Consider the following 11,479-nt stretch of genomic DNA (forward strand, 5'->3'; position numbering starts at 1 on the left):
GCTCAGACGGCATGGGCAGGCGCGGCGCTGGCCGCGCCGGTCCAGCCGTGCAGTCCGCCGCTGGCGAGGATCACCTGGTCCTGCGCGGCGGCCTGCAGCGGGTTGCGCAGCACCGCATCGACATCCACGGCGCCGGCCTCGGCCGTCCCCCACAGCGCGGCCCAGCCGGCATGGCCCAGCGAGGCGACATCCTGCAGGCAGCGATCGATGGCACGCAGGCTGTCATCGGGCACGGCCGGGCCGTGCGCGAACAACGGCAGCGGCGCCAACCCCACCGACACCTGCAGCGATTCGCTGCCGCGGCCCGGCAGCTGCAGGCCGGACAGCCGTGACTGCAGCTGCGCGGCCAGCGCGGTGGCGGCTTCGCAGGTGGTATCGGCACGTGCCACCAGCAGGCTGCGGCCGCCCCAGCGCGACAGAAGATCGTGTTCGTCGGCCAGCTGGCGCAGCGCATCGGCCAGCACCCGCAGGGCCTGGTCGCCGGCGTGCTGGCCATGCCGATCATTGAATTCCTTGAAGCCTTCCACGTCGATGCGCAGCAGGGCGGTGCGCCGCAGCGGGTCACGTGCCCGTGGCAACGCGCCCAGGCGGCGTTCGGCTTCAGTGCGGTTGGGCAGGCTGGTCAGCCGGTCGTTGCGGCCCAGCGCCTGCAGCTGGCGGCGCTGGCGCCGGTGCCGGTGCTGCAGCCACCAGGCCACGCCCACCACCAGCAGCAGGCCCACCAGCGCAGCATTGCGCAGCAGGCGGTCGCGGCGCTCCAGCAGGCGGTCGCGGGCCTGGCCGTTGCCCAGCTGCTGGTCGGTGCGGGTCTGCAGCCTGGCCAGCTGGTCCAGCGCCTGGCCACGGGTGCGCTGCTGGTCCAGATCGCGCAGCTCGCGACCCACAGCCAGTGCTGCCGCGCTGTCGCCGCGCTGGGTCTGCACTTCGAACAGCAGTTCCAGCGAGGTGCGCACCTCGGCCACGAACTGGATGCGCCGTGCCAGCGCCAGGGCTTCGCTGGCCAGCGCCAGCGCCGGGTCCGCCCTGTCCTTGGCCAGTTCGATGTGGGCCAGGCGCTGCAGGGTGACGACCTGGCCCTGCGGATCGTTGGCGGCCTGCCACGGCAGGATGCGGCGCAGACCTGCCTCGGCCACGTCCAGCCGGCCCTGCATGCGCTGGATCTCGGCGCGGTGGCCGGCCATCCGGTTCAACAGCAGGTCCTGCCCGCCCACGCGGCGGGCCATGGCCTCGGCATCGCGCAGGGCGCGGTCGGCCTCGTCATAGCGCTTGAGCGACAGCAGGGCGAAGGCGCGGTTGTAGCGCAGGCCGACGTCGCCCTCGTGCGGGGCGCGGTTGAGTGCGTTGGCCAGGTCCAGCGCCCGGTCGAGATAGCGCAGCGCGCCGGCATCGTCGCCCAGGCCCTGCGAATGCACGCCGGCAAGGCCCATCAGCACCATGATCTGCTGCTGCGCGTCGTTGTCGGTGGTGGACTCGTCCAGCAGTTCCTGCAGGATGTGCAGGGCGCCGGAGGTATCGCCACGATCGGCCATGAGGGTCTGCGCAGCGAACAGCGCGACCCGGCGGTCACGCTTGACCAGGCCCGGGCGCGCGGCCAGCTGCTGCAGCTGCTGCAGGGCCACGCTGACATCATCGCTGCGCCCCAGCGCCTGCAGGGACACCGCCCGGCAGGTCAGTGCGCCGGTTTCCATCGCGTTGTCCAGCGGCACCCGCGCCAGCAGCGCGTCGGCCATGCGCAGGGCATCCTGTGGCGCGACGCGCACCGTGGCGTGGCAGCGGCGCACGGGATCCATGTCGTTGTCGCCGGCGCGCGAGGATTGCGCGTCGGCCAGCCTCGGCAGGGCCAGGCAGCAGAGCAGGAGAAGCAGTCGGCAAGGCAAGGGCATGGCAGGCAGGGCACGGGGAAGGCGGAAGGCCGGCGGTCGCCCCCCTTCCCCAAGGATGGTGCCGCGCGTGGCGGGCCGGGCCCGTCCAGTCATGCTGGACCGTAATATAGCGACCCCGCCTTGCGGCGACCATGACAGGAAGGCGACCGATGGCGGCCGACCCCGCAGCGACGACCGCCGCGCCCGCGCCGGAACCGGTGCAGGACGACCTGCGCCTGCAGACCCGCCGCCGGCAGATGCTGCAGCTGCTGTTCGGCGTGCTGTTCGCGCTGCAGCTGGGCGGTGTCGGCCTGCGCTGGCTGCAGGTGGAAGTGACCGCCGAACCGCTGCTGGCCACCGCAGCCATGGCCCAGGGCGTGCTGCTGGGCGCCTGCCTGCTGGTGCTGGGGCGCGGCCAGGAACGCATCGCCACCCTGCTGTACGTGGTCGGCAGCCTGGCCCTGGCCAGCGTGGCCTACTTCCAGTGGGGCATGGCCTTCGCCAATCGTGGCCAGCTGTTCAACCTGCTGCCGGTGCTCGTGGCCGGGGTGCTGCTGGGCCGCCGCAGCCTGTGGCTGGCCACCAGCTGGCTGCTGCTGTCGGTGCTGCTGGGCGCCTGGCGCGATCTGGTATCGACCTATTTCAGTGATGACCGCATCTGGTCGGTGGCCCACGTGTTGCTGTTCACCGTGGGCGGCCTGCTGCTGGTGGCGCTGGTGCTGGACCAGACCCTGGGCCTGCTGCGCGAGGCCCTGCAGTCGGCGCTGCGGCGCGGCGATGCACTGGCCCGCAAGCGCGATGCGCTGCAGCTGGAGATGCAGGAGAAGGAGCGCTCGCGCGAACAGCTGGTGCACGCCCTGAAGATGGAGAACGTCGGCCGCCTGGCCAGCGGCGTGGCGCATGACTTCAACCACATCCTGGCGGTGATCATGGGCTATGCCGGCAAGGGCCGGCGCAGCGACGATGCTGCCGAACTGCAGCAGGCGCTGCTCGGCGTGGAAGCCGCCACCCGGCGTGCCACCGCCGTGACCCGGCGGCTGCTGGACTTCAGCCGGCAGGAACCGGCACGTCCGCAGCCGCTGGACGCTGCCGCCAGCATCACCGCCATCGAGCCGGTGCTGCGCCAGCTGTTCGATCGCCGCGTGCAGGTGCAGGTGGATACCGGCGCGGTGCGCTGCCGGATCCTGTTCGACCCGGCGCTGCTGGAACTGGTGCTGATCAGCATGGCGGCCAACGCCAACCACGCCATGCCCGAGGGCGGGCGCTTCGCGCTGCAGCTGGCGTGGGACGGCGACGGGCAGCCGCTGCAGCTGCGGGTCAGCGACGATGGCCGGGGCATGAGCGAGGCCGTGCGGCTGCGCTGCCTGGAGCCGTTCTTCACCACCAAGCCCAGCGGGCAGGGCACCGGCCTGGGCCTGGCGGTGGCCGCCAACCTGCTGGCCAATGCCGGCGGCCGCATCGCGGTGCACAGTGCGTTGGGGCAGGGCACCACGTTCGTGATCGAACTGCCAGCCAGCGCGCTGGACTGACACCCCCTAGAATGGCTGGATGATGCCTGCGGAGCGCACCTGTGGTCTCTAGCTGGATCCTGCTGCTGGTCTCGGTTGCCTATGCCGCGCTGCTGTTCGGCGTGGCGTGGTGGGGTGACCGACGGCCGATGTACCCCGATCGCCCGTGGCTGCGGCCTGTGGTCTACAGCCTGGCGCTGGCCGTGTACTGCTCGTCGTGGACCTTCTACGGCGCGGTCGGCACCGCTGTGCGCAACGGCGTGGGCTACCTGCCCATCTACATCGGCCCGCTGCTGCTGCTGTTGTTCGGCTGGCGCATCATTGAGCGCCTGGCGCTGATCGCGCGCAGCCAGAACGTGGTGTCCATCGCCGATTTCATCTCTTCGCGCTTCGGCCGCTCGCGGCGCCTGGCGGCGCTGGTGGCGATCATCGCCCTGATCGGCATCATTCCCTACCTGGCCCTGCAGTACAAAGCGGTGGCGATGAGCCTGCAGGTGCTGACCGGCAACACCGGCCCCACTGGCTTCTTCACCGATCCGGCGCTGTACGTGGCGCTGCTGATGGCCCTGTTCGCCACCCTGTTCGGCACCCGCCAGGTCGATGCCACCGAGCACCACCACGGCATGATGCTGGCCATCGCCTTCGAATCGGTCATCAAGCTGCTGGCGATGCTGGCCGTGGGCGTGTTCGCCTACCTGTGGCTGAGCAACCGCACCGATGCGGTGGTCGAATCGGTGCATACGCTGTTCACCGGGCTGCCACCGGTGGGCTTCATTTCGCAGACGCTGCTCAGTTTCCTCGCCATCATCTGCCTGCCGCGCCAGTTCCACGTGGCCGTGGTCGAGTGTGGTGATGTGCGCGACGTGCGCCGCGCGCGCTGGATGTTCGGTGGTTACCTGGTGCTCATCTCGGGCATGGTGCTGCCGATCGCCACCGCCGGCGTCACCCTGTTCGGCACCGGCGGCAGCGTGGCCGATGATGCGATGGTGCTGGCCCTGCCGCTGGCCGAGGGGCGCAACGCGCTGGCCCTGATCGCCTATGTGGGCGGCTTCTCCGCCGCCACCGGCATGGTCATCGTCGCCTCCATCGCGCTGGCCACCATGGTCAGCAACGATCTGGTGATGCCGGTGCTGCTGCGCCGCAGTGGCGACCACCAGGAAGCGGCCGACATGGCCTCGCGGGTGCTGTGGATCCGCCGCCTGGCGATCCTGCTGCTGGCCTTGATGGCCTACAGCTATTACCGCAGCAGCAGCAACGACAGCACGCTGGCATCGTATGGCCTGATGGCCTTCGCCGCGGTAGCGCAGTTCGCGCCGGGCCTGATCGGCGGCCTGTACTGGCGCGGCGCCAGCCGCCGTGGCGTCGAGGTGGGCATGCTGCTGGGCTTCGGCACCTGGCTGTACACCCTGCTGCTGCCGGCGATGACGATGGCCGGCTGGGTCGATGCGGCCTGGGTGCAGCACGGCCCGTTCGGCATCGAGTGGCTGCGCCCACAGCAGCTGTTCGGCATGACCGGCTGGGACCCGCTCACCCACGGCACCTTCTGGTCGCTGCTGGTGAACGCGGCCACGATGATGCTGGTTTCGGTCCGCTGGCGCCCCGGCGTGGACGAACGCCTGCGCGCGGCGCCCTTCCTCGATCCCTATGCCGAGCGCCCGTCGGTGGCCGGTGGCTGGCCGGGCCATGTGCATGTGGGCGATCTGCTGGCGCTGGCATCGCGCGTGGTGGGCGAGCGCCATGCACGGCGTTCGTTCTTCGAGCAGGCACAGTCGCTGGGCCGCGAACTGCAGTCTTCGGCACCGGCCGACCGGCCCTGGGTCCAGTTCACCGAACGCCTGCTGGCGGCCTCGATCGGCGCCGCATCCGCGCGCCTGCTGCTGACCAGCCTGCTGCGTGGCTCGGGCATGGACCTGGGCGAAGTGGTGGCGGTGCTGGACGAAGCCGGCCAGGAACTGCGCTTCAACCGCGAGATCCTGTCGACCACGCTGGAAAACATCAGCGCCGGCGTCAGCGTGGTCGACCCGGACATGCGCCTGACCGCGTGGAATCGCCGCTACCAGGACATGTTCGGCTACCCCGACGGCATGTTGTACGTGGGCCGCCCGGTGGCGGATCTGATCCGGTACAACGCCGAGCGTGGTGAGCTGGGCGAGGGCGACATCGAAGTGCAGATCAATCGGCGCATTGGCTATATGCGCGCCGGTTCGCCGCACGTGTTCGAGCGCACCCGCAGCGATGGCAAGGTGATCGAAATGCGTGGCCAGGCGCTGCCCGGCGGCGGCTATGTGACCAGCTACAACGACATCACCGATTACAAGCACGCCGAAAAAGCACTGCTGGAAGCCAACGAAACGCTGGAGCAGCGCGTGGCCGAGCGTTCGCATGAAGCCGAGGTCGCGCAGCAGTCGAAGACCCGCTTCCTGGCCGCAATCAGCCATGACGTGCTGCAGCCGCTGAACGCTGCGCGCCTGTTCGCCTCGGCATTGCGTGACAGCGACCACGTGAGTGACGAGCAGAAGCATCTGGCCGAGCGTGTGGATGCCTCGCTGCGCGCGGCCGAGGAACTGCTCGATGGCCTGCTGGACGTATCGCGACTGGACGCTGGCGGCCTGCACCCGGTCATCGGCGAATTCGACGTGAGCGCGCTGATGCGCGAACTGGCTGCGCAGTACACGCCGGTGGCCGCTGGCCGTGGCCTGCGCCTGGATCTGTTCGCGCGCACCACCTGGGTGCGCAGCGACCGCCGCCTGCTGCGCCGCGTGCTGCAGAACTTCCTGGCCAACGCGCTGCGCTACACCCGCCAGGGCCGCATCGTGCTGGCCGTGCGCCAGCGCGGCGATGAAGTGGAACTGCAGGTGTGGGACACCGGCCCGGGCATTCCCGAGCACCACATGCGACAGATCTTCGACGAGTTCCATCGCTACCAGCAGCCCTTTGACTGGGGCGAGCAGGGCCTGGGGCTGGGCCTGTCGATCTGCCAGCGCATCTCGCGCCTGCTCGACCACCGTCTCAATGCGCGCAGCCGGGTCGGCAGTGGTTCGATGTTCTCGATCATCCTGCCGCGGGTTGCGCCGCTGCCCGGCTACAGCGAGCCGCTGCTGCCCGCCCAGGCCGCCGCACCGCCGGTGCACAGTGATTCACTGGCCGGCATGCGCGTGCTGTGCGTGGACAACGACGAGGAGATCCTCGACGGCATGCGCGCGCTGCTGGGCCGCTGGCAGGTGCAGGTGATCACTGCATCGACGGTGGACCAGGCGCTGGAAAAGGTGGCCGTGCAGCCGCAGGTGATGCTGGTGGACTACCACCTGCACGATCGGATGGATGGCCTGGACGCGCTGGTGGCGCTGCGCGAAGCCGCCGGTTACCCATTGCCGGGCGCGCTGCTGACCGCCGACGGCCGCGATGAACTGAAGCGCATGGCCCGCGAACGCGGTTACCGCGTGCTGACCAAGCCGATCAAGCCGGCCTCGCTGCGCGCCTTCCTTGGCGCGCTGCGCGACGCGAGGTAGTGCCGGCCGCTGGCCGGCAACCCCGCAATCCTCACCGTGTTACGCAACACCGTGCAGGTGTTCGTACAGGATCGTCGAACCGATGATCACCAGGATCACGCCGCCGATGATCTCGGCGCGCTTGCCGACCATGCCACCCAGCACGCGGCCGAGCATGATGCCGGCGGTGACCATGGTCAGCGTGCACAGGCCGATGACCGCAGCCATCACGCCGATATGCACGTCCATGAAGGCCAGGCCGATACCGACAGCCATCGCGTCGATGCTGGTGGCGAAACCGGTCAGTGCCAGCTTCCAGAAACCGTGGTGCTGCGAGGGATCCTCGTCCTCTTCGCCACTGTCCGGGCGCACGCCGTTGATGATCATGTGCACGCCCAGCGCGACCAGCAGGCCGAAGGCGATCCAGTGGTCGAAGGCTTCGACGTACTGCAGGGCGGCGCGGCCGAGCAGCCAGCCGATGATGGGCGTGATCGCCTCGATGACGCCGAAGATGATGCCGGCGCGGAGCGCATCGCGGAACACCGGCTTGCGCATCGCCGCACCCTTGCCGATCGCGGCAGCGAAGGCATCGGTGGACATGGCAAAGCCGATCAGGAGGATCGAAACAGGAGACATTGGCGGCTGCTGAAGGTCGGGCAAGGACGGACGCACGGCTCGCGCTCGCGCCCAACCTGACGTTGCGCGCGCGGGCCGCTGGTCTCGCCAACCATCATGGTTGTCCACGCCACGGCGCACTGGCCGAGTATGTTGACGTGGACGATTCCTGCGTAGGAATCCGGCTACTCCCCAAGGGGACGCGAAGCTTAGCATCGCGATCCGCGCGTGGCGCATTTCAGGGCAAACGCGCAGGCAGGGCTGGTTTGTATAGCGAAGGCTATATCGCGAGCGCAGCGGCGCCTGGTAGTGCCGGCCGCTGGCCGGCAGGGCTTCGCTGCCGCGACCGGCTACATCACATGCATGTCATAGAGCCTGGGGCCGCTGTCCACCGTGCTCCGGCGATCAAGGTCGAACGTAGCTGTCAGGTCACAACGCTCGCCATCTGCGAACAGATCCAGTTCGATGAGAACGACAGAGCTGGGCCCATGGATGGCTGCATGCCTGGCAACATACTCGTCGCTGGGAACATCGATCCGGGAGTGATTGGCGGGGTCGGGCGGATCAGAGAAGTACTCGAGCACTGCACGTCGGAAATCTTCGTTGCGGCCAATGGGGAAGCCTGGAGGGCTGGGGCCATCCGGGCAGCCTGCGCGAACGAAAGCGATCAATGCGCGGATAGTGTCCCTTTCTGCACGCGTCAGGAAGAAGGCTCTCTCGTTGAACGCGCATTCCATTGGATCCAGCCGTAGGCGGCAGTAGTCACCAGAAATTTCCAGTTCCGTGATGCGGAGAGGGGCGCCGGTCCAGCCCGGCGGGGCAACGCGGACTCGCGACACTGGGCCGTCGGATACCTCACCACTGGCATTCAAGTACGTCCCAGAATTCGCTCCGCGGAGAGTGCGAAGGAAGTGCTCATGCTCCAAGCCGTTGATGATTGGCTTGAAAGCACCTTCGATACAGTACGCGAGACGGGAGCAGCGATGGCCGGCGTTGACGTTCATGCCTTGGGCATCGACCAGCACCCACTCGCAACGGCGAATAGTGCCGATCCTCGATCCGCCGGCTTCGATCAAAGTCCAGAGGTCCATCGTTCCGATGCGTGAAGTGAAAACTCCTCAGTCTGAGATTGAATCCATCATCCCGCGAGAGCCAATTGCGTCATTGGCGTGGTGTCGGGTGACAGTGCCAAGCAAGCGTGGCACCTGCCACAGAAGCATCAGGTAGCGCCGGGCCATGCCCGGCGAGCACAGCGGCGACGCGGTTCCAGGCGGATACCGGCCAGCGGCCGGCATTACCTTCAGTCTTCTTCCGGCGGCAGCACGATGGCGTCGTCGTCGATCGCCAGCTTGCCGGCCATCAGCACGGCCTGGGTGCGGTTGGTCACGCCCAGCTTGCGCAGGATGGCGGTGACGTGGGCCTTGATCGTGGCCTCGGAGACGTTGAGGTCGTAGGCGATCTGCTTGTTCAAGCGGCCGGCACCGAGCATCTGCAGCACGCGGAACTGCTGCGGGGTCAGTTCGCGCAGGCGCTGGCCGACTTCGCGTTCCTCGCTGCCGGTGGGCGGCACGTTGTGCGCCTCCGGCGGTGCCCAGGTCTCGCCATCGAGGATGGTGCCCAGTGCGTGGCCGATCGTGTCCGAGTCGGCCGACTTGGGAATGAAGCCCAATGCGCCGTGGTCGAGCGCGCGGCGCATCACCGTCGCTTCTTCGCGCGCGGACACCACCACTACCGGCAGGTGCGGATGCAGCGAGCGCATGTGCACCAGCGCGTTGAATCCCTGCGCGCCGGGCATGTTGAGATCCATCAGGACCAGGTCGGCGTCGTTGTGCTGGTCGGCCAGCGCGTACAGCGCTTCCACGCTGTCGGCCTCGAACAGCTGCACGCCGGGGATGACCCGCTGTACGGCCCCTCGCAGGGCTTCGCGGAACAACGGGTGGTCATCGGCAATCAGGAGGGTGGTCATGGTCGGGGGGAACCGTGGGGGAAAGCAGATGGGGTCGGAGCCCTTTCCTTGCGGAAAGAGATCCGACCCCCGGTCGTACGTCAGCGCACCTTGCGCTCGTCCACCAGCGACGCCACCACCGACGGGTCGGCCAGGGTCGAGGTGTCACCGAGCTGGTCAGGCGCGTTCTCGGCGATCTTGCGCAGGATGCGGCGCATGATCTTGCCCGAACGGGTCTTGGGCAGGCCCGGTGCCCACTGCAGGTGGTCCGGCGTGGCGATGGGGCCGATTTCCTTGCGCACCCAGGCGACCAGTTCCTTGTGCAGCTCGTCGCTGGGCGCCTCGTCGGCCACCAGGGTCACGTAGGCGTAGATGCCCTGGCCCTTGACGTCGTGCGGGAAGCCGACGACCGCAGCCTCGGCCACCTTCGGGTGCGACACCAGCGCGCTTTCCACTTCGGCGGTGCCGATGCGGTGGCCGGACACGTTGATGACATCGTCCACGCGGCCGGTGATCCAGTAGTAGCCGTCCTCATCGCGGCGGCAACCGTCGCCGGTGAAGTAGCTGCCCGGGTAGGTGCGGAAATAGGTGTCGATGAAGCGCTGGTGGTCGCCGTAGACCGTGCGCATCTGGCCCGGCCAGGAATCACGGATGATCAGGTTGCCCTCGGTCGGGCCGTCCTGCACTTCGCCATCGGCATTGACCAGCGCCGGCTGCACGCCGAAGAAGGGCAGGGTGGCCGAACCCGGCTTGAGGTCCATCGCGCCGGCCAGCGGCGAGATCAGGATGCCGCCGGTCTCGGTCTGCCACCAGGTATCGACGATCGGGCAGCGGCTGTCGCCGACCACTTCGTAGTACCAGCGCCACGCTTCCGGGTTGATCGGCTCGCCGACGCTGCCGAGCAGGCGCAGCGAGGCGCGCGAGGTCTTCTTCACCGGCTCCTCGCCCTCGCGCATGAGGGCGCGGATGGCGGTCGGGGCGGTGTAGAAGATCGAGACCTTGTGCTTGTCGATCACGTTCCAGAAGCGCGAGGTGTCCGGGTAGTTCGGCACGCCTTCGAACATCAGCGAGGTCGCGCCGTTGGCCAGCGGGCCGTAGACGATGTAGCTGTGGCCGGTGACCCAGCCGACGTCGGCGGTGCACCAGTAGATGTCGTCCTCGCGCAGGTCGAACACTGCTTCATGGGTGTAGGCCGCGTACAGCAGGTAGCCACCGGTGGTGTGCAGCACGCCCTTCGGCTTGCCGGTGGAACCGGAGGTGTAGAGGATGAACAGCGGGTCTTCCGCGTTCATGCGCTCGGGCTCGCAGGTGGACGGCTGGCTGTCCACCACATCGTGGAACCAGCGGTCGCGCGGGGCCTGCATGTCGACCGCGCCGCCGGTGTGGCGAACCACCAGCACGGTTTCAACCGTGTTGGTGCCCGGCAGCCTCAGCGCGGCATCGACGTTGGCCTTCAACGGAATCTTTCGACCACCGCGCAGGCCTTCGTCGGCGGTGATGATCAGTTTGCTCTGGCAGTCGCTGACGCGGTCGGCGATCGAGTTCGGGGCGAAGCCGCCGAACACCACCGAGTGGATCGCACCGATGCGGGCGCAGGCCAGCATGGCCACGGCGGCGTCGACGATCATCGGCAGGTAGATGGTGACCCGGTCGCCCTTCTTGACGCCCAGGTTGCGCAGCGCGTTGCCCAGGCGGCAGGTGCGCTCGTACAGCTCGCGGTAGGTCACGTGCTGGGCCGGCGCGTCCGAGCTGTCCGGCTCGAACAGCAGGGCGGTCTTGTCGCCGCGGGTCTCCAGCTGGCGGTCCAGGCAGTTCACGCTGGCATTGAGCTCGCCATCCTCGAACCACTTGATGCGGAAGTCGGCCAGGTCGTAGCTGACGTTCTTGATCTTCGTCGGCCTGCGCATCCACTCAAGGCGCTCGGCGGCCTTGCCCCAGAACGCATCGGGCTCGGACACCGAGGCCTGGTACTGCTGCTGGTAAGACGTCTTGTCGATGCGTGCCTTGGCGGCGAACTGCGGATCGACGGGGTAGATATCAGCCATGGCACCCTCACTTGCA

Annotated in this window: 7 protein-coding genes and 1 riboswitch; of the genes, 2 read left to right on the forward strand and 5 right to left on the reverse strand. The window is 68.4% G+C overall.

Annotated elements, in window-relative coordinates:
- Positions 1-2: 2 nt before the first annotated feature.
- Complete coding sequence (locus tag ACM2ZB_RS15565) at positions 3-1,790, reverse strand: tetratricopeptide repeat-containing diguanylate cyclase (protein ID WP_313436450.1); 1,788 nt, start codon at positions 1,788-1,790, stop codon at positions 3-5.
- A 242-nt stretch (positions 1,791-2,032) separates the two neighbouring features.
- Here ACM2ZB_RS15565 and ACM2ZB_RS15570 point away from each other — a divergent pair, with 242 nt between their 5' ends.
- Together ACM2ZB_RS15570 and ACM2ZB_RS15575 are read left to right on the forward strand one after the other, a co-directional pair.
- Positions 2,033-3,391, forward strand: coding sequence for a sensor histidine kinase (locus tag ACM2ZB_RS15570; protein WP_416056111.1), 1,359 nt, complete (start codon positions 2,033-2,035; stop codon positions 3,389-3,391).
- Positions 3,392-3,432: 41 nt separating this feature from the next.
- Complete coding sequence (locus ACM2ZB_RS15575; protein ID WP_416056112.1) at positions 3,433-6,879, forward strand: NahK/ErcS family hybrid sensor histidine kinase/response regulator; 3,447 nt, start codon at positions 3,433-3,435, stop codon at positions 6,877-6,879.
- A 39-nt stretch (positions 6,880-6,918) separates the two neighbouring features.
- Here ACM2ZB_RS15575 and ACM2ZB_RS15580 read toward each other — a convergent pair whose 3' ends face one another.
- The 4 genes from ACM2ZB_RS15580 to acs form a co-directional block, all read right to left on the reverse strand.
- Entirely contained in the window at positions 6,919-7,494 is a 576-nt protein-coding gene (locus tag ACM2ZB_RS15580) for a manganese efflux pump MntP family protein (protein WP_079224342.1), read from the reverse strand.
- Between the two features lie 10 nt (positions 7,495-7,504).
- A riboswitch (yybP-ykoY riboswitch) is annotated at positions 7,505-7,673 on the reverse strand.
- A gap of 150 nt (positions 7,674-7,823) precedes the next feature.
- Positions 7,824-8,564 carry a hypothetical protein gene (locus ACM2ZB_RS15585; protein ID WP_416056113.1) on the reverse strand — a complete coding sequence of 247 codons (741 nt, stop codon included), beginning with the start codon at positions 8,562-8,564 and terminating at the stop codon, positions 7,824-7,826.
- A 209-nt stretch (positions 8,565-8,773) separates the two neighbouring features.
- The gene (locus tag ACM2ZB_RS15590; RefSeq protein WP_006477308.1) at positions 8,774-9,439 is read right to left on the reverse strand and encodes a response regulator transcription factor; all 666 of its coding nucleotides are present in this window, start codon (positions 9,437-9,439) and stop codon (positions 8,774-8,776) included.
- Positions 9,440-9,519: 80 nt separating this feature from the next.
- A complete protein-coding gene (gene acs, locus ACM2ZB_RS15595) occupies positions 9,520-11,463 on the reverse strand; it encodes an acetate--CoA ligase (RefSeq protein ID WP_416056114.1) in 1,944 nt (647 codons plus the stop codon).
- Between the last annotated feature and the right edge of the window lie 16 nt (positions 11,464-11,479).

The organism is Stenotrophomonas maltophilia (assembly GCF_047782825.1).
GTDB lineage: Bacteria > Pseudomonadota > Gammaproteobacteria > Xanthomonadales > Xanthomonadaceae > Stenotrophomonas.

Bases quoted from the DNA above. Each gene is read 5' to 3' on its own strand.
- ACM2ZB_RS15565 (WP_313436450.1), bottom strand. From the start codon at position 1,790: ATGGATCCCGTGCGCCGCTGCCACGCCACGGTGCGCGTCGCGCCACAG.
- ACM2ZB_RS15570 (WP_416056111.1), top strand. From the start codon at position 2,033: ATGGCGGCCGACCCCGCAGCGACGACCGCCGCGCCCGCGCCGGAACCG.
- ACM2ZB_RS15580 (WP_079224342.1), bottom strand. From the start codon at position 7,494: ATGTCTCCTGTTTCGATCCTCCTGATCGGCTTTGCCATGTCCACCGAT.
- ACM2ZB_RS15585 (WP_416056113.1), bottom strand. From the start codon at position 8,564: ATGGACCTCTGGACTTTGATCGAAGCCGGCGGATCGAGGATCGGCACT.
- ACM2ZB_RS15590 (WP_006477308.1), bottom strand. From the start codon at position 9,439: ATGACCACCCTCCTGATTGCCGATGACCACCCGTTGTTCCGCGAAGCC.
- acs (WP_416056114.1), bottom strand. From the start codon at position 11,463: ATGGCTGATATCTACCCCGTCGATCCGCAGTTCGCCGCCAAGGCACGC.